General features: G+C 69.3%; 20 protein-coding genes. 14 read left to right on the top strand and 6 right to left on the bottom strand.

The window, feature by feature from the left end:
- Positions 1-1,161 carry an L-rhamnose isomerase gene (rhaI, locus tag ABG090_RS12130; RefSeq protein ID WP_347754861.1) on the bottom strand — a complete coding sequence of 387 codons (1,161 nt, stop codon included), beginning with the start codon at positions 1,159-1,161 and terminating at the stop codon, positions 1-3.
- 184 nt (positions 1,162-1,345) lie between these two features.
- Here rhaI and ABG090_RS12125 point away from each other — a divergent pair, with 184 nt between their 5' ends.
- The 11 genes from ABG090_RS12125 to ABG090_RS12075 all read left to right on the top strand — a co-directional run bounded on the left by ABG090_RS12125 (position 1,346) and on the right by ABG090_RS12075 (position 13,558).
- The gene (locus ABG090_RS12125; RefSeq protein ID WP_347754859.1) at positions 1,346-2,188 is read left to right on the top strand and encodes a DeoR/GlpR family DNA-binding transcription regulator; all 843 of its coding nucleotides are present in this window, start codon (positions 1,346-1,348) and stop codon (positions 2,186-2,188) included.
- Positions 2,185-3,228: an autoinducer 2 ABC transporter substrate-binding protein gene (locus ABG090_RS12120; RefSeq protein WP_347754857.1), complete on the top strand. Its 1,044-nt coding sequence runs from the start codon at positions 2,185-2,187 to the stop codon at positions 3,226-3,228. The genes ABG090_RS12125 and ABG090_RS12120 overlap by 4 nt, the downstream gene beginning before the upstream one ends.
- 116 nt (positions 3,229-3,344) lie before the next feature.
- Positions 3,345-4,853 (top strand): sugar ABC transporter ATP-binding protein, encoded by a 1,509-nt coding sequence (locus ABG090_RS12115; RefSeq protein ID WP_347754855.1) that lies wholly within the window; start codon positions 3,345-3,347, stop codon positions 4,851-4,853.
- Positions 4,850-5,872: an ABC transporter permease gene (locus tag ABG090_RS12110; RefSeq protein ID WP_347754853.1), complete on the top strand. Its 1,023-nt coding sequence runs from the start codon at positions 4,850-4,852 to the stop codon at positions 5,870-5,872. Before ABG090_RS12115 ends, ABG090_RS12110 begins: the two co-directional genes overlap by 4 nt.
- Entirely contained in the window at positions 5,869-7,023 is a 1,155-nt protein-coding gene (locus tag ABG090_RS12105; RefSeq protein WP_347754851.1) for an ABC transporter permease, read from the top strand. The genes ABG090_RS12110 and ABG090_RS12105 overlap by 4 nt, the downstream gene beginning before the upstream one ends.
- Entirely contained in the window at positions 7,020-7,772 is a 753-nt protein-coding gene (locus ABG090_RS12100) for a class II aldolase/adducin family protein (RefSeq protein ID WP_347754848.1), read from the top strand. The genes ABG090_RS12105 and ABG090_RS12100 overlap by 4 nt, the downstream gene beginning before the upstream one ends.
- Positions 7,773-7,776: 4 nt before the next feature.
- Entirely contained in the window at positions 7,777-8,646 is an 870-nt protein-coding gene (locus ABG090_RS12095) for a sugar phosphate isomerase/epimerase (protein WP_347754846.1), read from the top strand.
- Between the two features lie 119 nt (positions 8,647-8,765).
- On the top strand, positions 8,766-10,022 hold the full coding sequence (gene nhaA / locus ABG090_RS12090; protein ID WP_347754843.1) for a Na+/H+ antiporter NhaA: 1,257 nt from the start codon (positions 8,766-8,768) through the stop codon (positions 10,020-10,022).
- A 61-nt stretch (positions 10,023-10,083) separates the two neighbouring features.
- Complete coding sequence (locus tag ABG090_RS12085) at positions 10,084-11,787, top strand: circularly permuted type 2 ATP-grasp protein (RefSeq protein WP_347754841.1); 1,704 nt, start codon at positions 10,084-10,086, stop codon at positions 11,785-11,787.
- Positions 11,787-12,716 carry an alpha-E domain-containing protein gene (locus ABG090_RS12080; RefSeq protein ID WP_347757612.1) on the top strand — a complete coding sequence of 310 codons (930 nt, stop codon included), beginning with the start codon at positions 11,787-11,789 and terminating at the stop codon, positions 12,714-12,716. Before ABG090_RS12085 ends, ABG090_RS12080 begins: the two co-directional genes overlap by 1 nt.
- Positions 12,713-13,558 carry a transglutaminase family protein gene (locus tag ABG090_RS12075; protein ID WP_347757610.1) on the top strand — a complete coding sequence of 282 codons (846 nt, stop codon included), beginning with the start codon at positions 12,713-12,715 and terminating at the stop codon, positions 13,556-13,558. Before ABG090_RS12080 ends, ABG090_RS12075 begins: the two co-directional genes overlap by 4 nt.
- Before the next feature lie 84 nt (positions 13,559-13,642).
- Here ABG090_RS12075 and ABG090_RS12070 read toward each other — a convergent pair whose 3' ends face one another.
- Entirely contained in the window at positions 13,643-15,376 is a 1,734-nt protein-coding gene (locus ABG090_RS12070) for a DUF222 domain-containing protein (RefSeq protein WP_347754838.1), read from the bottom strand.
- A gap of 220 nt (positions 15,377-15,596) precedes the next feature.
- Between ABG090_RS12070 and ABG090_RS12065 the strand changes: the two genes are divergently transcribed.
- A complete protein-coding gene (locus ABG090_RS12065; protein WP_347754836.1) occupies positions 15,597-15,878 on the top strand; it encodes a DUF2277 domain-containing protein in 282 nt (93 codons plus the stop codon).
- 11 nt (positions 15,879-15,889) lie between these two features.
- Here ABG090_RS12065 and ABG090_RS12060 read toward each other — a convergent pair whose 3' ends face one another.
- The 4 genes from ABG090_RS12060 to ABG090_RS12045 all read right to left on the bottom strand — a co-directional run bounded on the left by ABG090_RS12060 (position 15,890) and on the right by ABG090_RS12045 (position 19,516).
- Positions 15,890-16,873: a Gfo/Idh/MocA family oxidoreductase gene (locus ABG090_RS12060; protein WP_347754833.1), complete on the bottom strand. Its 984-nt coding sequence runs from the start codon at positions 16,871-16,873 to the stop codon at positions 15,890-15,892.
- Positions 16,874-16,906: 33 nt separating this feature from the next.
- A complete protein-coding gene (locus ABG090_RS12055) occupies positions 16,907-17,542 on the bottom strand; it encodes a hypothetical protein (RefSeq protein ID WP_347754831.1) in 636 nt (211 codons plus the stop codon).
- A 170-nt stretch (positions 17,543-17,712) separates the two neighbouring features.
- Complete coding sequence (locus tag ABG090_RS12050; RefSeq protein WP_347754828.1) at positions 17,713-18,276, bottom strand: hypothetical protein; 564 nt, start codon at positions 18,274-18,276, stop codon at positions 17,713-17,715.
- Between the two features lie 70 nt (positions 18,277-18,346).
- A complete protein-coding gene (locus tag ABG090_RS12045) occupies positions 18,347-19,516 on the bottom strand; it encodes an MFS transporter (protein WP_347754825.1) in 1,170 nt (389 codons plus the stop codon).
- A 590-nt stretch (positions 19,517-20,106) separates the two neighbouring features.
- Between ABG090_RS12045 and ABG090_RS12040 the strand changes: the two genes are divergently transcribed.
- Both ABG090_RS12040 and ABG090_RS12035 read left to right on the top strand, forming a co-directional pair.
- The gene (locus tag ABG090_RS12040; RefSeq protein WP_347754823.1) at positions 20,107-20,298 is read left to right on the top strand and encodes a hypothetical protein; all 192 of its coding nucleotides are present in this window, start codon (positions 20,107-20,109) and stop codon (positions 20,296-20,298) included.
- Positions 20,299-20,445: 147 nt separating this feature from the next.
- Positions 20,446-21,630 (top strand): hypothetical protein, encoded by a 1,185-nt coding sequence (locus tag ABG090_RS12035; RefSeq protein WP_347754820.1) that lies wholly within the window; start codon positions 20,446-20,448, stop codon positions 21,628-21,630.
- Positions 21,631-21,648: the final 18 nt, after the last annotated feature.

Below are 21,648 nucleotides of genomic sequence, written 5' to 3'. Positions count from 1 at the left end.
TCAGGCTCCCCAGCTCGCCTGCGCGCCACCGACGCGCTCGTCGGCGATCCGGTCGAGGTAGCCGGAGGCCAGGAAGGCGCGCATCGGGTCCTCCGGCAGGCCGCGCGACGCGCGGAACTCCGCGAGCAGCGGGCGCACGTCGGTGCTGTACGCGTCCATCACGATCTCGTTCGCGAGCAGCACGTCGGTGTCGCGGCGGGCTGCGGCGAGCGCCTCGGTGTCGAGCGAGAGCACCTTCGCGACCGCCTCCTGCACGTTCAGCACGCTGCGGATCTGGCCGGGGATCTTCGCCTCGATGTTGTGGCACTGGTCGAGCACCAGCTGCACGTCGGGATCGCCGTAACCGCCGCCGGAGACGAGCTCCATGACGATGCGGAACAGCTGGAAGGGATCCGCGAGGCCGACGATCAGGTCGTCGTCGGCGTAGAAGCGCGAGTTGAGGTCGAAGGCGCCGAGCTTCCCCAGGCGGAGCAGCTGCGCGACGATGAACTCGATGTTCGTGCCGGGCGCGTGGTGGCCGGTGTCGAGCACCACCTTCGCCTGGTCGCCGAGCGCGACCGTGTGGGCGTAGCTCGTCCCCCAGTCGGGCACATCCGTGTGGTAGAACGCCGGCTCGAAGAACTTGTACTCCAGCAGCAGCCGCTGGTCGGCGTCGAGCTCGGCGTAGATCGCGCGCAGGCCCTCGGCCAGGCGGTCCTGGCGCTCGCGGATCGAGTCCTGACCGGGGTAGTTCGTGCCGTCGGCGAGCCAGATCTTCAGGTCGCGCACGCCGACCGCGCGCATGATGTCGAGGCACTCGAGGTGGTGGTCGACCGCTCGCCGCCGAACGCGAGCGTCCGGGTGGCAGAGCGACCCGAACTTGTACTCCTCCTCCTGGAAGGTGTTCGAGTTCACCGTGCCGATCTCGACGCCCTGATCCTCGGCGTGCCTCCGCAGTGCCGCGTAGTCGGCGACGCGGTCCCAGGGGATGTGGATCGCGACGCGCGGTGCGAGGCCGGTCGCGGCGTGCACCTGCGCGGCATCGCTGACCTTCTCGAACGGATCCCGCGGCGTGCCGGGCGTCCCGAACACGCGAAAGCGCGTGCCGGAGTTCCCGTAGGCCCAGCTCGGCACTTCGATCTGCAGCTTGGCAAGCTCTTCCAGCGAGGGCGCGATGGCCATGGTCGCTCCTGTCATCGTCGACATCGGGGGGCGCCCCGCGACAACGGCGCGAGGTGCTCGTGCCTGCCAGCATGCCCCTCGTCGCTTTCGAACGCAACCACAAATGTTGCGGTTTGGTATCGAACGCTTGCGAAGGGGGTTTCGAAAGCGTACTGTCGCCAGCATCACTGACGAAGGAGTCTCTGTGGTCACTCGCGATTCGCGCATCCTCGATGCGTTGGATCAGCACGGCGCCGTGCAGGTCGCCGATCTGGCCAGGGAGCTCGGCGTCTCCGAGGTGACGATCCGCAAGGATCTCGACTCGCTCGCCGAGCGCGACCTGCTGCGGCGCACGCGCGGCGGCGCGCTGCCTCCTGACCGCGGCGATGAGGGCGCCTTCACCGACCGGCTGCGGCGGGAAGCGGGCGCCAAGCGCGCGATCGCTGCCGAGGCGGCCGCGCTCGTGCGCGACGGCGACGTGATCGCGCTCGACACCTCCAGCACCGCGCACTTCCTCGCGCTCGAGCTGCTGCAGCGCACCGGGCTGGTCGTCGTGACGCAGTCGCTGCGCACCGCGGTGCTGCTCATGGACCGCTCCGACGCGAGCGTCATCGTGCCCGGCGGCACGCTGCGCCGCGAGAGCTCCGGGCTGGTCAGCCCGATCACCGACACGCTCGTCGGCAGGGGGCGCATCGACAAGGCATTCGTGGGCGTCGTCGGCCTCTCCCCCGAACGCGGTCTGCTCGAGCTCGCCACCGACGAGGCGGTCTCCAAGCAGGGCCTGGTCGAGGCCAGCAACGAGGTGCACGCGCTGTTCGACAGCAGCAAGACCACCGGCTTCGCACTGCACTCGTTCGCGAGCACCGAGCTGGTCACGAGCCTCATCACCGATGAGCGCGCATCCGACGACTTCGTCGACGAGTGGGAGGCAGCGGGCGTCACCGTCACGCGCGTGCCCCTCGGCGACGCACAGACCACCGACACGGAGTCGGTGCCGGCGCGGGTGGGACGAGCCTCCCGACGCCTCACCCAGAAGGAGCATCGATGAAGATCTCACGCAGGATCACAGGTGCACTCGCGCTCACGGCGGCCGCTGCCGTCGTGCTCGCCGGGTGCACCTCGCGAAACGACCCGGGCACCACGCCCGCACCCGGCGCGACGGAGGGTGGCGACGAGCAGATCTCGATCGCCTTCGTCCCCAAGCTGCAGGGCATCCCCTACTTCGAGGCGATGAACACCGGCGGCCAGCAGGCCGCGGAGGATCTCGGCTTCGAGTGGCTGTACCAGGGCCCGACGACCGCCGACGCAGCAGCGCAGGCCGACATCGTGCGCTCGTTCATCCAGCAGGGCGTCGATGTGCTGTTCGTGGCACCCAACGACCCGAACTCCATGGCACCGCTGCTGCAGGAGGCGCAGGACGCCGGCATCCACGTCGCCACCACCGACACGGATGCCCCCGACTCGGTGCGCGAGCTCTTCGTCAGCCAGGCCTCCGTGGACGGCATCGGCGAGGCGCTGACCGACTCGCTGCTGGAGGCCATGGGAGGCTCCGGCAAGTACGCGATCGTGTCGTGCGGTGAGACGGCGGCGAACCTCAACGCGTGGATCGAGGTGCAGGAGGCATACACGGCATCCGAGTACCCCGACGCCGAGATCGTCGATATCGTCTACGCCGGCGAGGACCAGGCTGCGGCAACGCAGATGGCGCTCGACCTCATGAACTCGAACCCCGACCTCACCGGTCTGGTGGGCGAGTGCACCTCGAGCGCCCCGGGCGTCGCCCAGGCCGTCGAGGACGCCGGCCGCGCGGGCGAGGTCTTCACGGTGGGCCTCGGCACGCCGCAGGCGATGCTGCCCTACCTGGAGTCGGGTTCGTCGAGCGGCTCGATCCTCTGGGATGTCGAGGGTCTCGGCTGGCTCACCGGCTGGGCTGGCATGCAGCTGGTCAACGACGGTGACCTGAGCGACACGTCGAGCATCTCGAACCCGGATCTCACGGATGTCTCGTTCGACGAGGCGAGCGGCGTGCTGCTGCTCGGCCCGCCGACGGTCTTCACCGCGGAGAACGCCGGAGACTACGACTACTGATCCCTCGCCGGTCGCGGTTGATGCGACCAGCACCCGCCGGGGCGCGGCCCAGCCGCGCCCCGGCACCCCTCACGCTCATCCGCCGGTCACCGGCGGCACAATCGCTCGGGAGCACCATGACTGACACCGCGCCACGGCTCGAGATGCGCGACATCTCGAAGCGCTACGGCGGCGTCCGCGCCATCCGCCACGCCGACCTCACCGTCAAGCCCGGCACCGTGCACGCCCTGGTCGGGGAGAATGGCGCCGGCAAGTCGACGCTCATCAAGATCCTCGCGGGCGCCGAGCAGCCCGACACGGGCACCATCACGATCGACGGGCGCGACGTCACCATCCACTCGACGTCGGACGCGATCAAGCTCGGCGTGCAGACCGTCTACCAGGAGCCGCAGCTCTTCCCCGAGCTCACGGTCGCCGAGAACTTCTTCGTGGGGCGCGAGATCACGCGCGGGCTCGCCATCGACTGGCGCGCGCAGGCGCCGCGCATGCTCGAGCTGCTCGACACGGTCGGCCTCGACCGCGCGCTCGCGTCGCAGCCGCTCGGCACGCTCTCGATCGCCAAGCAGCAGCAGGTCTCCATCGCGAAGGCGCTGCTCGAGCAGGCGAGCGTGCTCATCCTCGACGAGCCGAGCGCCATCCTGACCGACAGCGAGATCGAGGTGCTCTTCACGGTGGTGCGCAAGCTCGCCGCCGAGGGCGTCTCGATCATCTACATCAGCCACCGGCTCGACGAGCTCTTCCGCATCGCCGACGAGGTGACGATCATGCGCGACGGCGAGACCGTGTCGTCGCAGCCGATCGGCGAGCTGACGGTGCGCGAGATCGCCGAGCGCATGGTGGGCGGCGAGTTGGAAGAAGGTGTGCGGGACACCGGCGAGCTCGGCGCGCCGGTGCTCGAGCTCGACGGGCTCTCGCTCGCGGGCGCCTTCGAGGACGTCTCCTTCAGCGTCCGCGAGGGCGAGATCGTGGGCCTCTACGGCCTGGTCGGCTGCGGCGCGGCCGAAGTCGGCGAGGTCGTCTACGGCATGCGGCACGCGACCGGCGGGCGGATGCGCTCCGTCGGCTCCGACGCGCACGTCACGAATCCCTCCGCAGCCAAGCGTCGCGGCATCCGCATGCTGCCGGCCAACCGCTCGTCGCAGGGCGCGTTCGCGTTCCAGCCCATCGCCTTCAACATCACCATCGGATCGCTCCCGCTGCTGAGCAGGATCCCCGGCTGGGTCTCGCCGAAGACCGAGCAGCGCATCGCCCGCGACCTCATCGGCCGACTGTCGGTGAAGACCCCCTCTGAGCGGCAGCCGATCGGCGCGATGTCGGGCGGCAACGCGCAGAAGGTCGTGCTCGCGCGACAGGTCGTCGAGCAGCCGAAGCTGCTCGTGCTCTCCGAGCCCACGCAGGGCGTCGACGTCGGTGCGAAGGAGGAGATCCACAGCATCGTCGCCGATCTCGCCGACAAGGGTGCCGCAGTGCTCGTGATCACGACCGACCTGGCAGAGGTGCTGCGCGTCGCCGATCGCATCCTGGTGTTCCGCGCCGGCCGCATCGCCAAGGAGTTCCCGCCAACCGCCAGCCAGGCCTCGCTGCTCGCAGCCGCGGCCGGCGCGATCGAGGAGGACGCCGCATGAGCGTCGACACCACTCCGGCCAAGCCGGCCGCGAGTCCCGAGCCCTTCAGCCTGCGTCGCATCCTGCCGCCGGTGGTGACGGGGCAGGAGATCGTGCTGCTCGTCGTGCTGGTCGTGCTCTGGGCGCTGCTGGGCATCTTCACCCCCGCGTTCCTCACGCCCGGCTCCGTCGGGCCGCTGCTCGTGCAGGTCGCCCCCATCGCGCTCGTCGGCGTCGGCATGACCTTCGTCATCATCACCGCGGGCATCGACGTCTCGGTCGCGTCCATGATCATGGTCGCCGCCGTCGTCACCGCTCGCATGATGGTGAACCTGGAGATCCCGGCGCCGCTCGCGCTGCTCGTCGCGATCGCCATCGGGCTCGCCCTCGGCGCGGTCAACGGCCTGCTCATCGCCTACGGCCGCGTGCACCCGATCATCATCACCTTCGGCACCCTCAACGTCTTCCAGTGGATCGGCCTGCAGGTGTTCGACTCGTCCACCGTGAACGGCATCCCCGGCACGCTCGACTTCCTCGGTCGTGGGAGCGACGGCTCGACGCTCGGCGTGCCGCACTCGTTCGCGATCGCGGTGGTCGCGGTCGCGGCCGCCTGGTGGTTCCTGCGCTACGCGAAGGCCGGCAGGAGCCTCTACGCGATCGGCGGCAACGCCAACGCCGCGCGTCTCGCGGGCATCAAGGTGCAGCCGCGCCTGGTGTGGGTCTACGCCGTCACCGGCGCCCTGGCCGGGCTCGCCGCGTGCATGATGATCGCCACCGGCACCTCGACGCTCGACCAGTCGGTCGGCTCCGGCAAGGAGCTGCAGGTCATCGCGGCCGTCGTCATCGGCGGCACCTCGATCATCGGCGGCCGCGGCAGCGTCATCGGCACGCTGCTGGGCGCGATCCTCGTGCAGACCGTCGTGTCGGGCGTCACGCAGCTCGGCTGGCCGACGCAGCTCGGCTTCCTGTTCGTCGGCATCTTCATCGTCGTCGCCGTCGGCACCGACCTCATCCGCGAACGAGCCAGGAGGCGCGCATGACCGCCGTCAAGCCGACCGATCGGCAGCAGACCAGTGCGCGGCCTGCGCGCGCCGACTCCCGCGTGCGCGACTGGCTCAGCGGCGGGATCATGAAGGACCGCACCGTCCTGCTGCTCGTGCTGGTGATCGCGCTCATCGTCGTCATGACGATCCTCGACCTCACGGGGCAGACGCGCGGCGACTTCAACAGCGACTACCTCGCCTCCTCGCTCATCGCCTACGTGCCGCTCGCGCTGCTGGCCATCGCCGAGCTGTTCGTCATCACCTCCGGCCGCGGCGGCATCGACCTCTCGGTCGGCTCGATGGTGTCGCTGTCGGGCATCGTGTTCGCGATGCTGTTCCAGCAGGCGGGGCTGCCGATCCTCGTCTCGATCGTGCTCGCGGTGCTCTTCGGCGCGGTGCTGGGAGCGGTCAACGGCTTCCTCTCCGCCTACCTCGGCTTCCCGCCGCTGATCGCCACGCTCGCGACCTTCTACGGCTACCGCTCGATCGCGCTCGTCATCAGCGACCAGCGCCCGATCTCGGGCCCCGAGATCTCCGAGTTCTACAACGCGGCGAAGGCCATCGAGCTGCCGGTCATCGGCGGCGGGCTGCCGCTCGTGCCGCTGGGGGTGTTCACGTTCCTGATCCCGGTCGCGATCGTCGCCTGGTTCGTGCTGAACCGAACCGCCTTCGGCCGCTCGCTCTACGCCATCGGCACGAACGACACCGCGGCGCAGTGGGCGGGCATCGACACCCGCCGCAAGCGCATGACCGCGTTCGTCGCCGCGGGCGCGATCTCCGGTCTGGTCGGCGTCTACACCGTCGCGCAGTTCGCCTCCGCGCGCCCCGACGCCGGTACGAGCGGCGGCGGCATGGCGCTGCCCGCGATCACCATCGCGGTGCTCGGCGGTGTCGCCATCACCGGCGGCATCGGCAGGCTGAGCGGCGTGCTGCTCGCGGCCCTGCTCATCGTCTGGCTCAACGCCTCGATCCTGATCGTGGTGCCCGGCAACGACGGCGCGCAGGCGCAGCTGCTGGCCCTCGGTCTCGTGCTCCTCGGCGCCGCGCTGTTCGGGCAGTTCTCGCTGCGACGGAAGCGGTCGAGCCCGCCACCGACCGGCACCGGCACATCCCCGATCATGACGCAGCCGGGATCACCGAAGCCATGACCCTCACCGATGATCTGCTCGCGCTCTGCCACGCGGTCGGCGAGCCGCACCGCGGCCTCGCGATCCTCGGCGAGGGCAACGTCAGCGCCCGCCTCGACGAGCAGCGGATGCTGGTGAAGGCATCCGGCTCGACGCTCGGCTCGGCGGGCCCGGACGATCTCGTCGAGTGCGAGCTCGCACCGATCCTCGCGATGCTCGACGCCGAGGACGCGGACGACGATGCCGTCGGCGCCGCGCTGATGGCCAGCCGCGTGGACCAGCAGGCGAAGCGTCCGAGCGTCGAGGCGCTGCTGCACGCGGTGGTGCTGTCGTTCGGTGCGGGCGCCGCCTGCCACACGCATCCGATCTCGGCCAACGGCATCCTGTGCTCCGACCGAGCAGAGCTCATCGCGGCCGGCGCGCTGTTCCCCGACCAGATCGTGGTGCTCGGCCAGCGGGCGCTCTTCGTGCCCTACGTCGACCCGGGCCTGGGCCTCGCGCTGCACATGCGCGATGCGCTGCGACGATTCGTGGCCGAGCACGGGCGGCTGCCCAAGATCGCCTACCTGCAGAGCCACGGGATCTTCGCCATCGGCGACGATGCGGCCGAGTGCCTGCGGATCACCGAGATGGCCGACAAGCACGCCAGGATCCTGACGGCGGCGCTCGCCGTCGGGTCGCCGAACTTCCTCGGCGACGACGTGCTCGATCGGATCGAGAATCGCGCGGACGAGCACCACCGCCGCCGCGTCCTGCAGAGAAAGAGGTAACACCATGCGCATCGGCTGCCACGGCTTCGTGTTCTCCGGCTCCTTCGACGAGGCGGGCATCCGCACCGCGATCGAGGGGGTGCAGCGCGCGGGGTTCGACTTCATCGAGATGCCGCTGATGGATCCGTTCAGCTTTGACGAGCACGTCGCCAAGCAGGTGCTGGCCGACACCGGCATCACCATGACCTCGTCGCTGGGCCTCAGTCCCGACACGGACATCTCGAGCGAGGATCCCGCGATCGTGCAGCGCGGCGAGGATCTGCTCAAGCGAGCGATCGACATCGTCGCGCACGTCGAGGGCACCGATCTCTGCGGCGTCATCTACTCGGCGCTGCAGAAGTACTCGCAGGCCGCGAGCCAGAAGGGCCGCGAGCACAGCGCCGAGGCGCTCAACCGGCTGGGCGACTACGCGGCAGAGCGCAACGTGCAGCTCTCGCTCGAGGTCGTCAACCGCTACGAGACCAACATCTGCAACACCGCGCGCGAGGGGCTCGCGTTCCTCGAGCTGGTTGGTCACGACAACGTGCACCTGCACCTCGACACGTACCACATGAACATCGAGGAGTCGGGGATGCTCGAGCCCGTGCTCGACGCGGGCGACCGCCTGCGGTACGTGCACATCGGCGAGAGCCACCGCGGCTACCTCGGCTCCGGATCGGTCGACTTCGACGGGCTGTTCCGCGGGCTCGCGCGAGCGAAGCACGACGGCCCCATCGTGTTCGAGTCGTTCTCGAGCGCCGTCGTCGACGAGCAGCTCACGCGGTCGCTGGGCATCTGGCGCAACCTGTGGGACGACTCCGACGACCTCGCCGCGCACGCCAACCGCTTCATCCGCGACGGGCTGCGCGCGGTGGAGACCATCGCGATGCACTGACGCGGCGGTGCCGAGCTGTCGTACGGCGCGCTCCTCCGCGCCGTACGATGGTCTCGGTGTGCCGGGAAGCCTGGTCGGCTCGCTGCGATACCTCGCAGCGGAAACGCTGGAAGGACCCAATGCACGCTTCGAAGTCCCGTCGCTCCCGACTCGGCGCCGCACTGCGGCTCGAGACCACGAGCGGTGTGCTGCTGCTCATCGCCGCGGCGACCGCGCTGATCTGGGCGAACTCCCCATGGCGCGACGGGTACACGGCGCTGTCGGAGACGGTGGTCGGCCCTGCAGCGCTGCACCTCGACCTCTCGCTGGCGACCTGGGCCGCCGACGGACTGCTCGCGATCTTCTTCTTCGTGGTCGGGGTCGAGCTCAAGCACGAGATCGCCGCGGGCACGCTCCGGCGCCCTCGGGAGGCTGCGGTGCCGGTGCTCGCCGCGATCGGTGGCATGGCGCTGCCCGCCCTCATCTTCGTCGCCATCATCGCGATCTCCGGTGACACCGAAGCGATGAGCGGCTGGGCGATCCCGACCGCGACCGACATCGCCTTCGCGCTCGCGATCCTCGCCGTCTTCGGCCGCGGCCTGCCGGTGCCGCTGCGCACCTTCCTGCTCACGCTCGCGGTGGTCGACGACCTGCTGGCGATCATCGTCATCGCCGTCTTCTACACGGCGTCGATCAGCGTGCTCGCGCTCGTCGGGTCGGTCGCGACGGTCGCCGTGTTCGCGGTGCTGGTGCGCACCCGCTGGGCGCGCTGGTGGATCCTGGTGCCCGTCGCGATCGTGGCGTGGGTGCTCATGCACGAGGCGGGTGTGCACGCGACCGTCGCGGGTGTGCTGCTGGGAGCCGTGGTGCCAGCGAAGGCGATCCACGGCGAGTCGGGGCCGCGAACGCACCGCTACGAGCATCTCGTCCGACCGGTGTCGACCGCGGTCGCGCTGCCGGTGTTCGCGTTCTTCTCCGCCGGCGTCAGCGTCGGCAGCGAGGGCTTCGTCTCGCTCATCGCGCAGCCCGTCGCGATCGCCGTCATGGCGGGTCTCATCCTGGGCAAGCTCGTGGGCGTCCTCGGGGTGACCGCGCTGGTGACCCGGCTCACGCCCCTCCGGCTTCCCGACGGCATCGGCCTGCGCGACCTTCGCCCGATCGCACTCCTGACCGCGATCGGATTCACGGTCTCGCTGCTGATCGCGGAGCTGTCGTTCCCCGACGAGGGCCAGACGGATGCAGCCAAGCTCGCGATCCTCATCGGCTCCGGCCTCGCTGCGGTCCTTGCCGCATTCGAGCTCCGCCGCGACGCGCGCAAGGCGCGCACGCGCGACATGAATGAGGATGGCGTGATCGACCGGATGTGGCCGGTCATCGGCGGCGACCGCGACGTCTGAGGCGGGCACGCGCATCCGCCGCCTCAGTCGGGGCACGGGCCGCCACGACTAGGCTCGCTGCATGGGCGATCTGTTCGAGGACTACGACAAGCCCTTCGAGACTCCGCGAAAGCGCCAGGGTGAAGCCTGGGATGAGATGTTCGAGGGCGAGGGGGCGCCGCGCGCCTCCTACAAGCCGCTCTACGACGCGCTCTCGGAGCTGACGAAGGATGAGCTGCGAGCCCGCGCGGACGCGCTCGCCACCTCCTACCTGGCGCAGGGCGTGACATTCGACTTCGCGGGGGAGGAGCGGCCGTTCCCGCTCGATGCGATCCCTCGTATCATCACCGCGCAGGACTGGAAGCACGTCGAGTCGGGTGTGCAGCAGCGGGTGCGCGCGCTCGAAGCCTTCCTGGCAGACATGTACGGCCCGCAGCGCGCGGTCGAGGATGGCATCATCCCGGCGAAGCTCATCAGCACGTCGACGCACTTCCACCGCCAGGCGGCCGGCGTCGTCGGCGCCAACGGTGTGCGCATCCACGTTTCGGGTATCGACCTGATCCGCGACCAGGATGGCGAGTGGCGGGTGCTCGAGGACAACGTGCGCGTGCCCTCCGGCGTCTCCTACGTGATGTCGAACCGTCGGGTGATCGCGCAGACGCTGCCGGAGATGTTCTCGTCGATGCGGGTGCGCCCGGTCGGTGACTACTGCGACGTGCTGCTGCACGCGCTGCGCGCCGCGGCGCCGGCGGGCGTCGACTCGCCTCGCGTGGTCGTGCTGACGCCCGGTGTCTACAACTCGGCGTACTTCGAGCACACGCTGCTCGCGCGCCTCATGGGTGTCGAGCTCGTCGAGGGCCGCGACCTGTTCACGAGCGGTGGGCGTGTCTACATGCGCACCACCGAGGGTCCGTCGCGGGTCGACGTGATCTACCGCCGCGTCGACGACGACTTCCTCGACCCGCTGCAGTTCCGCGCCGACTCGATGCTCGGCAGCCCCGGCCTCATGATCGCCGCGCGACTCGGCAACGTGACGATCGCGAACGCGGTCGGCAACGGCATCGCCGACGACAAGCTGGTCTACACCTACGTGCCCGACCTGATCCGCTACTACCTGAGTGAGGAGCCGATCCTCAAGAACGTCGACACCTGGAGGCTCGAGGAGCCGGGCGTGCTCGACGAGGTGCTGCCCCGGCTGCATGAGCTGGTCGTCAAGCCGGTCGACGGCTCCGGTGGCAAGGGACTCGTCGTGGGTCCGGATGCGACCGAGGAGGAGCTCAAGCAGCTCGAGCAGCGGCTGCGTGCCGACCCGCGCGGCTGGATCGCGCAGCCGGTCGTGCAGCTCAGCACCATCCCGACGCTCGTCGAGGATGGCGTGCGGCCGCGCCACGTGGATCTGCGGCCCTTCGCCGTCAACGACGGCAAGGATGTGTGGGTGCTGCCGGGAGGCCTCACTCGCGTCGCGCTGCCCGAGGGGCAGCTGGTCGTGAACTCGTCGCAGGGCGGTGGCTCCAAGGACACCTGGGTGCTCGCCGGCGCACGGGAGCAGATCCCGGTCGTCGACCACGACGCGGAGTTCGGCGCCACGGGCGAGCCCCCCATGACGAGGCCCATCCCCGTCATCACCGGCAACGACCACCCGCAGGACCAGTCGCCGCAGGACGCCCCGCGCCGCAACGACCAGGCCGAGCAGCAGCAGCAGTCCACCACCGTAGGTCGAGGAGCACGCGGCGAAGCCGCGCGCGTCACGAGACCGGGCCCCGCCGACGAAGGAGGCGCAGCATGATGCTCAGCCGCATCGCCGAGAGCCTGTTCTGGATCGGCCGCTACATCGAGCGTGCTGACGGCACCGCGCGCATCCTCGACGTCTACCTGCAGCTGCTGCTGGAGGACGTCGCGGTCGACGAGGACACCGCCTGCCGCGCCCTGCTCGGCGTCATGGGGCATGAGGCGGCACCGGAGGGGAAGCTCTCGCGTGCCGACGTCGTGAACATCCTCGCCATCGACCGCACCCACACCGCCTCCATCGCCTACTCCGTCAACGCCGCACGCGAGAACGCGCGCCGTGCGCGAGAGACGATCTCGACCGAGCTGTGGGAGGTGCTGAACGCCACCTACACGAAGATGCCGCGGCGGGTGAACAACGAGCAGGTGCACCAGATGTTCGGCTGGGTGCGCGAGCGCATGGCGCTCGCGGGCGGCATGGCCGACGCCACCTCGAGCCGCGACGACGCGTGGAGCTTCTTCACGCTCGGCCGCTACATCGAGCGCGCCGACATGGTCGCGCGGCTGCTGGCGACCCGTGCTCTGACCGAGGCATCCGGACCGTCGTGGACGACGATCCTCCGCTCGGTCGGCGCCTACGAGGCCTACCTGCGCACCTACCGCGGCGTGCCTTCGAGCACGAACGCGGCTGAGTTCCTGCTGCTCGACCGGCTCTTCCCGCGCTCGATCCTGTTCTCGGTGCGCGGAGCGGAGCAGTGCCTGGAGGACATCGAGCCGCGGCGCGAGCGCGTCGGCTACATCGGCGCGGCCGAGCGGATGCTCGGGCAGATCCGTGCGGAGCTCGAGTTCCGGCCGATCCAAGACATCATCGACGACCTGCCGACTGTGATGGACAAGGTGCAGACCACCACCACGTCCGTCTCGCATGCGGTGCGGGAGCGCTACTTCCCCACCCACAACATGCCGGCATGGACAAGGGAGGCATCGTGAGCCGAATCCGCATCCGCCATACGACCGGTTACCGCTACGAGACGCCTGCGGTCGCGAGCTACAACGAGTCGCGCATGCTGCCGTCGACGAGCGACGGCCAATTCGTCATCTACTCGAACCTCGACATCCGCCCCAACACCTCGGTGAACTCCTACGAGGACTACTGGGGCACGACGGTCGTGTCGTTCGACGTGCTCGCTCCGCACACCGAGCTGCAGCTCACGGCGACGAGCCTCGTCGAGGTGCGGCCGAAGCTCATCGGCGGCCGCGAGCTCACCTGGGACCAGGTCGAGAAGGTCGGCCAGCGCGCGACGCAGTACGTCGAGCAGCTCGTGCAGACCGATCGCACCCGCCCCACCGACGACCTCGTGCGCGCGGCGCGGGAGATCAAAGCGACGTCGGAGACGCCCGGTGAAGCCGCGGCTGCGATCTCTCGCATGATCGGCGAGGAGATGGAGTACATGTCGGGCGTGACGCACGTGCACACGCTCGCCTCGGAGGCGTGGCCGAGCCGCAAGGGCGTGTGCCAGGACATCGCGCACATCACGATCGGTGCGCTGCGCGCGGTCGGGATCCCGGCGCGGTACGTCTCCGGCTACCTGCACCCGAAGCCGAACGCGCAGATCGGCGAGACCATCCGCGGTGAGTCGCACGCGTGGGTCGAGTGGTTCACGGGTGAGTGGAACGCGTGGGATCCGACCAACCTGATCGACATCGGCGAGCGGCACGTGAAGGTCGGCCTGGGGCGCGACTACAACGACGTGCCCCCGTTGCGCGGCGTCTACGCGGGTGCCGCGAAGAGCCAGCTGTTCGTCTCGGTGGAGATCACCAAGGAGAGCTGAGCGCGGCGCGCCCCGGCATCGGACCGCGTCACGCGTCGAAACGGGTTGCCCGGCGATTCCCGCCACGCGGCGACACGACTCACGTCACAGGCGCATGACGATGGTGTGCGCGGGATGGTGATCGATCGGCGACACCCGCCGCCCGCGTCGACGGCTGGACGACAGGCGAAGCCGCAACTGGCGCTGGGACTGATCGCTGCTGCGTGCGCGCCGCCCACCGGCCTGGCGGGCTCGTCCGAACGCTGTGCTTTCGTCGAGCCGCCGCGACGGCGTCGCGTCGCGCGCCCGTTTCAGGGGTGCCTCTGGCAGTTTGATCGCGAGTGGCGGCGGCGCGGCGTGCGCCACCGTTGCGTGTCGACCAGTGGTGATCGAGTCGGGAGCGATCGAGTCAGGAGAGATCGCATCGAGCGTGCGCGGATCGGGAGTGCGCGGTGCGACTCCCGAGCGCCGGTTGCGGGCGTAGCGGTCAGCAGGGCGCAGCTGAGCAACGACCCGCCAGTCGCCGGGAGTGCCGACGACGAGTAGCCGGCCGGCATGCACCTCGTGGTGGCAGTGGCTGCAGAGCAGGATGCCGTTGCTGACGTCGGTAGGGCCGCCGTGCTGCCACCAGACGACGTGATGCGCTTCGGTCCAGGCGACTGGGAAGCCGCATCCCGGAGTCGCGCAACCGCGGTACTTGACAGCGAGCGCACGACGTTGCGCGCGGTTGAACGTGCGCTGCTCGCGCCCGAGGTCGAGCAGATGCCCCTCGGCGTCGAAGAGGGCACGCTGCACGACGGCGTTGCACAGCAGTCGATCCACCGTCTCGATCGGCACGATCGCACCGGTGTGCTCGATGGTGAGCGTGCGGTCGGCGTGCTCCTGGTTCCGCTGGTAGGCGTCGAAGGCTTCGATGCTGCCGTTGAAGACGAGCCTCGGCACTTCGCCGCCGGCGACGGGCGCCTCACCGGATGCGGCGTGCGCCTCGATGATGGACATGATGATGTCGTGCCGCTTCTGCTGCGGTGTGCGGTCGTCGATGTCCGCCAGGTCGTTGTCGGGGGCGTCCCCCGCGGCTGCGTCTGCCGGCTCGTCGTCGGTGAACGCGACCTTGCTGCGCGGCGATTCGTACGCATCCGTCAGTGTCTTGAGGGCCGAGCCCGACTCGGCCGGGCTGAAGATCTCCAAGCGCCACACGCCGTCGCGTCGCTGCCACACGCGGGCCGAACGAAGGTCGCGCTGCCGTTCGCTGTCAGGCAGCACGCCGTCGGGGTCGAGCACTGCCACGTAGGCGCGCGCCTGGGTGACCAGCAGTTCCGGCACCAACGGTGAGTCGGGGTCGGTTGCCGCATCCACAAGGCAGCCCTCCGCCCACGCCAACTGGTCAAGATCGGCGCGCGGTGCCGCGGGTTCGAGCGTGGTCAGGATGGCTCGAGCCTGAGCGAGCGAGAGGTCGCCGTCGTCGAGTGCGCGCGCCACGCGCGGATACTTGACCGCGATGACTTGGCCGGTGAGGCTCACCGGTGCAGACGTGCCGGCGGCCATCGACATGAGCTCGGCCGCGTCGCGGCTGCGAATGCCGAACGCCGATGCGATCGCTGCCCGCGCATTTCGGGCGCCCAGCACCCGGCAGATGGAATCGTCGTCCGAGCCCTTGGAGCGCTCCGCGATCGCTCCTGCCAGCCGCACCTGCTGTGCCTCCAACAACCTGGCTGCGGCAGCCGTGAGAGCGAGCAGGTCGGCCACCTCCTGGTTCGAAGCGGTGGAGAGCGAGTCGGCATCGACGAATGCCGCGCGGACTGCCGCGACTGCCGCTGCTGCTCGCTCGCTCCTGATCACCGTCGACTCCGTTTCCCTCGCGTCTCGTGGGATGGGAACCCATTCCCTCGAACGTTTGTTCGAATAGGTTAGCGTGCACCGCCGACACGGTGCCGTGCGCGAGCACCGCCTGTGGAGAAGTCACCCTCGCGTGTGTCTCGAGGTGCGGCAGCGCGACGAGGGGCGCGACTGCAGGGGCAGGCACCTGTTGTCGTCGGCGACGCGCGCGTACCGTGAAGCCATGTGCAGGAACATCACCGTGCTCCGCGGCCTTGAGCCCGCCGCGAACGAGACCGAGATCGAGGCCGCCGCCCGGCAATACGTGCGCAAGGTGTCGGGCATCACGCATCCGACTGAGCGCACGAGCGACGTCTTCGAGCGCGCGGTCGCCGAGGTCGCTCACATCACGCAGCACCTGCTCGAGGATCTGCCCGAGCGGCGCCAGCCTCCGAAGACCGTCCCGCCACTGCGACGGCCCGAGGTTCAAGAGCGCATCGCCGCGCGCGAGGCCGCCGCTAGCTGACGGCGCTCGCGTCAGTCCTCGCGTCGCATCTGCCGCGCGATCTCGTCCATCACCCGCATGATGGCGACCGTCTCATCGAGCGGCATGAGCTCGCTCTCGAGCTGCCCGGCGGCGATGCATCGCTCGACCTCGGCGGCCTGGAACTGCATGCCGCGCCCCTCGATCGAGGGCGTGTAGGCCTCCGCAACGGCATGGTGGTCGGATACGTCACGTCGCGTGAACGCCGTGGAGACATAGAACGCGGGGTCGAGCTCGATGACGCCCTTGGTGCCGGCAATGACCGCGCGATTCGAGCCCAGCGTCTCCATTGAGAAGGTGACGGAGGACGAGCCGCCGCCAGCGTGCTCGAGCATCGCGGCCCCGCGGTGGTCGACGTCCTGGTCATCGACGACTCCCGCCGCCTGGATGCGCGTGACGGGCCCGAGGAAGGCACTCGCGAGCGAGACGCAGTAGACGCCCAGGTCGAGCAGCGCGCCGCCGCCCAGCGACGGTTCGATGAGACGGCTGCCGGGGGAGAGGTCGAGCACCTGCGAGTGGTCGGCCGTGATGCTCACGATCTCGCCCAGGTCACCCGCGGCGATGCGGGCCCGCACGGCTTCCATCGTCGGGAGGAAGCGCGTCCACATCGCCTCCATGACAAACACGCCCTTGGCGCGGGCTGCATCGACGATCTGCTGCGCGTCATCGCCCGTGGTGGTGAATGCCTTCTCGATCAGCAGGTGCTTGCCTGCCTCGATCGCGGGCAGCGCGTGCTGCAGGTGGTGCGAGTGGGGCGTGGCGATGTAGATGACGTCGACCTCGGGATCGGCGGCGAGCGCCTCGTAGCCCTCGTGCACGTTCTTGATCGAGTACTCGTCGGCGAACGCCTGCGCGCGCTGCGCATCGCGGCTGCCGACCGCAGCGATGCGGTGGCCTCCCGTGCGCAGGTCACGAGCGAACAGGTGTGCGATGCGTCCGGCACCGAGGATGCCCCAGCCCAGCGAAGAAGTCGTCATGCCGCGACTCTATGACGAAGCCGCGGGCTGAGGTCAACCGCAGCCTGCCGCGCTGGAGTTCGCCGTGCAGTCACCATCGGTCAGCACGGTGTCGACGTCGAAGAGCTTGACGCTCACGCTCGGTGCGTCCACGGGCAGACTGCCCGGCACGGCGAACCACCCGCCGCCAGCATTGACCTCCGCGGTGAAGACGACGGTGACGGATGCGGTCACGTCTTCCCGGTCGGAGTACGTGTGGCTCGTGCTCGTCTCTGTCCACGACTCGTCGGGACCGTTCCAGGGTGCGCCGGATGCTTGGGTCTCCTCGATCGTCCCGTCCCCGTAGTCGAAGCGGTACGAGCTGGGCGTCCACCTGACCTCGATCGGAGCGTCGAACAGTTCGCCGTCGATCGAGTGCGTCTCGGCCGTGGCATAGAAGTTGGTCGGCGTACCGACGACTCCCCACCCCTCGGGTTCGACGACAAGCTCGCCGACGAGCGGCCTGAACCGAGCGAGGTCGCTGATGGTGATCACGGGTGTGCCCGCAATCGGCGGCGTGCCCGGGCCACGAACAATCAGCAGGTCATCGCACCGCGCGGCAGCGATTGAGCCAGATGCGGAATCTCGGCAAGCCTGAATCAAGCTGTCCACGTAGTCGTCCCACAGTTGGTCTAGCTCGGTCTGCGTCAATTCGCCCGGAGGCTGAATGCCAGGATCTTCTCGTCCGGAGCAGTCGATTCCGACCTGCGCATAGCCGCCGACGATTCCGCCGACTGGTCCGTCGCACCCGCGGACTACTGGCGAGGGTGATGCCGTCTCGAACAACCCAGCGAAGCCGAGTATGAGAATCAGGCCCGCTACTAGCCGCATCCCGCGAGCTCCGTGTTCGGATCGACCGGGGTCAGATCTGCGACTCGCATCCCCGACTCATCGTGCTTCACAGTGAAGAGCCGAGGCTGTCGCGGCTCGCCGCCAGTAACGGGTTCGCCGGCAGCGTTCATTGTCACGACGTTGGAAGTGTCAAGGCATGCGAGCACTTCGATGGTGCCGCTCGCGTCCGACCAATCGTCCCAACGTGTCAAGGCGGGGCTATCAAGGCTGGAGGTGCCGTTGAGCGTCCAGCCCAGGCCAGTGAATTCATCGAGTTCGCTTTGAACTTTCGCGATCGCCTCAGCGGTGGCGACGCGTTGCAGCGCCGCGTCCGAAAGCTCGCCGGTGGCAAAGCCTTCATCGACGAGCCGATAGAACTCGCGCGCGGTGGCGAACGCGTCGTCCAGTATCTCTTGCTCATCGGGCACGCCAGACGCGGCCGGCTCGGTCGCGGAAACACTGGCTGTCTCGACCGGATCCTCCGGCGTGCACCCGACCACCACCAGCGCCGCCACCGCCGCGACGGCGAAGGCTGTCCCGATCCTGCCGATCATGGGGGCAGGCTACGCGAGTGCCAGACAGCGCGGAACGGTCTCTCCACAGGACGCGGCCGCCCGAAGCTGCTCACTCAGCGATCGCTACCTCGGTCGCCTGCCGAGAGCGACTCATCAGCATCAGCGCGATCCCGCTGACCAGCGAGACGACAGCCGTGGCGAGGAGCAGCACTGCTAGCCCCGCTCCCGGGATCACGGCACCTGCGATGGCCGGTGCCACGACCGAGCTGACTGCGCCCACAACTAGGCACGCCGTGAAGGCAGCGCTCGCACGCTCCTGGGCGAGCTCTGCGGTCCAGATCGCGAGCACCGCCGACCCGGTCATGTAGCCGGCGCCGAAGACGACCGCCGAGATCATCGTCGTGATCAGCGAGTCGTCGGCAAAGCCGAGGAGCGCCAGCGCCGCACCGACGATCGCCAAGCAGGCCGCAGCGACTCGCGCCGCTCCGAGGCGCCGGGCGAAGGTTCCGGTGGCGAGGGCAACGATCCCGCTGAAGCCGACGGCCGCGTAGAGCGCGGGCACAGCGACGGCCGGGAGCGATTCGTCGTCGAGCGCATCGGCGGCGTAGGTGAAGTAGATGACGACGACGGCGAAGTAGACCAGCGCATACGAAGCGGGCACCCACAGCGCCCGCACCAGCGAGGCCATGGCAGCGAGTCCGCCTTGGCGCGCTTCCGGCTCGGTCTTCGGCACCAGCCGAAGGTTCAGCAGAGCGGCGGCCACAGCGGCCAGGGCGATGCCTGCCCAGACCAGGCGCCAGTGGCCCACCATGGCCAGTACGGCCAGTCCGCCGAGCAGCACCAGCCCGCCAGTCGTGCCCGTTGTGATGAGCGCCAGCGCCCTCGACTGCTGCTGCCGCGGCACGTCGCGCGTCACGATGTCGGAATAGGGCGCCCACACCAGACCGCCCGCGCTGCCGGCCAGGATGGCGCCGACCGCCAGCAGCCAGGGTGGCTGCGCGACGGTCACGATCAGTGCGCCGAGCGCGCCGCAGACGCCGCCGAGGGTCGTCGGAGCGCGCGAGCCACGCCGACTCGCGAGCCACCCGGCAAGCAGCAGACCGAAGAGATAGCCGACGAACGTCGCGCTCGAGATCAACCCCAGCACCAGCTCCGAGAGGTCCAGCTCCTCCCGGATGTCGGGCAGCGTCAGACCGTAGGCGTAGCGCGCCATGCCGAAGGCGACCCCGACGACCGCCGCGCCAGCCAGTCCGATCCGAGTGCCTGCGGCGAGTGTCATGGTGCCCTCTCATGCCAACGGAACGGAGCCCCCCGGATGCGCAGGGCTTGCGTGCGCGGAGGTCTTTCGCGGGAAGGATGCTAGCTCGTCACAGATGGGGTCAGGCTGGGAGCCCCGCGAAGGGTCGACCCGTAAGTCCCACACGCCACGGCAATTCGCTCGAGAAAGTTCGGCAATGCGCTTGCAATTCCATGCTCGATGCCGATATCTTCGTCATCGCGACCCCCGCGTCCGAACAGAAAGGAGGAGCTCGCGATGTTTGACACGATCATCCAGACCGCTGGAGCCCTTCTTCCGGGCGGAGTCTCCTAGCGGCAGCACGCAGCGGCTGAACGTCGCCGATGCTCTCCCAGCATCGCTTCTGCCAGGCCATCGTTGGCCTGCGACCTCTGCGTGAGTCCCATCACCGCACGCCGACGCCCGGCGGCGACCGGTCGGCCTCGCTTGACGAGGCGACCCGACCGCATTCCGCGATGCACGCATTCGCGTGAATGCAATGCGGCATTCGCCGCGCCATCGATCAGCAATTGATCGCGATTTCAGACGCCCAAATGCAGGGGCGATATCGCTATGCCAGAAAGCAGCACACCATGTCAACCATGTCACTCGCGCTGCCGGCCCCTCGCCGGCTCGCACTGCAGGCATCCCGCGTGCTCGAGCGATGGGCCATGCAGCCCCATCGCGATGAGCAGCAGCAACGCGAGCAGCTCGCCTACGAGGCGGCGCTCGAAGCTCGCGAGCAGCGCAACCTCGACGCGCTCGCGCGCCAGATGCTCGCCTGATGCGCACATCCCGAACGGGGTCGTCCCGCAGCGGACGGCCCCGTTCGCTGTGCCGCGAGGAGCGCTGCGTCCGCGCTCGGAGCGCTCCGAGCCCTCACGCCCTCCTGAACCCATTGACCTTTGAGGCGCGCGGGCTAAGTTGATGCCGTGGCTCGAGCCGAGGAACCGACCGACGCGCCGATGGATGACCCGCCTGCGGGCGACGACACATCCGGTGAGCTGATCGGGGGCGTGATCGGCTCGATCCCCCCGGAGGCGAAGTCGGGTGCCCGAGCCGCCAAGCGCAAGGTCAAGCGAGCCGTTCCGCTCTACCGCGTGCTCATCGCCGTCCGCACCGCGGTCGCCGCCATGCTCGCCTGGATCGTCGCCAACCGGCTGGGCGGCGACTTGGCCGACTATGCCTACGCGGCGCCGCTCGGCGCGTTCGTCGCGATCGGCACGAGCGTGTTCACGATCGCGCGCACGGCGCTGCAGCAGGCGATCGGCATGACCGTCGGCGCAGCGCTCGGGATGTTCATGATCCTGATGGATTGGAACGGCATCCTCGAGATCGGCCTCATCGGCGCCGTCGCCGTGCTGCTGCAGGGCGTGCCGCGGTTCACGGCGGGCGCGGCGATGGTGCCGGTCGTCGGCGTGCTCGTCATCATCTTCGGTGGCATCGACGCGGACGGCTACGCGATCGGCTACGTCGGCCAGTTCACGCTCGGTATGGCGATCGGCGTGCTCGTCAACGCTCTCGCCCCGGCGCTCTACGACCGCGAGGCGCGTAAGCAGATTCGCGACGCCGTCAACGACCTCGCGCGACGCGTGGATGTGCTCGCGGAGACCATGCGCGGCGACTGGCCGCCCGAGCGCGAGGACTGGGCCGGCTGGGGGCCTGAGCTGCGCGTTGCCGTCGAAGACCTCGGTACGCAGATCGAAGAGGCACGGAATGCGCGCCGCCTCAACATCCGGATGCTGTGGCACAAGCACGACCTGCAGTCCGACGAGCAGGCGTTGACCGCGCTGCGCTCGGTCGTGCACCGCATGGAGGACGTGCTCGAGGCGATCGCGAGCGCCGCGTGGGAGCAGCGACCGGTCGTCGTCACGCTCGAGCAGGACGAGCGGCAGCTTGCCGCCGACGCCGTCGAAGCGCTCGCCCAGCACCTGTATGCGTGGCACGGCGCTCGCGACGTTGATGCGGCCTCGAAGTCGTCCAAGGACGCGATCGACGCGCTCTACGACCGGGTCATGCAGGTCGCCCAGCCGCAATCGGGAGTGGTCTCGGTCGTGTTCGCGCTGCGCGCGATCCGGGAGCGGGTCGACTGGGCCGCGGCGCGACAGTACGACTGATAGCGCGAGCAGGCGGTC

It is taken from the genome of Agrococcus sp. ProA11, from assembly GCF_039880525.1.
Lineage (GTDB): Bacteria > Actinomycetota > Actinomycetes > Actinomycetales > Microbacteriaceae > Agrococcus > Agrococcus chionoecetis.
Note: the sequence above shows the minus strand (reverse complement) of the source record. Positions and strands in the feature narration are given on the sequence as shown.

Coding starts and splice junctions, on each gene's coding strand:
- rhaI (WP_347754861.1), bottom strand. CDS start 1,161: ATGGCCATCGCGCCCTCGCTGGAAGAGCTTGCCAAGCTGCAGATCGAA.
- ABG090_RS12120 (WP_347754857.1), top strand. CDS start 2,185: ATGAAGATCTCACGCAGGATCACAGGTGCACTCGCGCTCACGGCGGCC.
- ABG090_RS12115 (WP_347754855.1), top strand. CDS start 3,345: ATGACTGACACCGCGCCACGGCTCGAGATGCGCGACATCTCGAAGCGC.
- ABG090_RS12110 (WP_347754853.1), top strand. CDS start 4,850: ATGAGCGTCGACACCACTCCGGCCAAGCCGGCCGCGAGTCCCGAGCCC.
- ABG090_RS12105 (WP_347754851.1), top strand. CDS start 5,869: ATGACCGCCGTCAAGCCGACCGATCGGCAGCAGACCAGTGCGCGGCCT.
- ABG090_RS12100 (WP_347754848.1), top strand. CDS start 7,020: ATGACCCTCACCGATGATCTGCTCGCGCTCTGCCACGCGGTCGGCGAG.
- ABG090_RS12095 (WP_347754846.1), top strand. CDS start 7,777: ATGCGCATCGGCTGCCACGGCTTCGTGTTCTCCGGCTCCTTCGACGAG.
- nhaA (WP_347754843.1), top strand. CDS start 8,766: ATGCACGCTTCGAAGTCCCGTCGCTCCCGACTCGGCGCCGCACTGCGG.
- ABG090_RS12085 (WP_347754841.1), top strand. CDS start 10,084: ATGGGCGATCTGTTCGAGGACTACGACAAGCCCTTCGAGACTCCGCGA.
- ABG090_RS12080 (WP_347757612.1), top strand. CDS start 11,787: ATGCTCAGCCGCATCGCCGAGAGCCTGTTCTGGATCGGCCGCTACATC.
- ABG090_RS12065 (WP_347754836.1), top strand. CDS start 15,597: ATGTGCAGGAACATCACCGTGCTCCGCGGCCTTGAGCCCGCCGCGAAC.
- ABG090_RS12060 (WP_347754833.1), bottom strand. CDS start 16,873: ATGACGACTTCTTCGCTGGGCTGGGGCATCCTCGGTGCCGGACGCATC.
- ABG090_RS12050 (WP_347754828.1), bottom strand. CDS start 18,276: ATGATCGGCAGGATCGGGACAGCCTTCGCCGTCGCGGCGGTGGCGGCG.
- ABG090_RS12045 (WP_347754825.1), bottom strand. CDS start 19,516: ATGACACTCGCCGCAGGCACTCGGATCGGACTGGCTGGCGCGGCGGTC.
- ABG090_RS12040 (WP_347754823.1), top strand. CDS start 20,107: ATGTCAACCATGTCACTCGCGCTGCCGGCCCCTCGCCGGCTCGCACTG.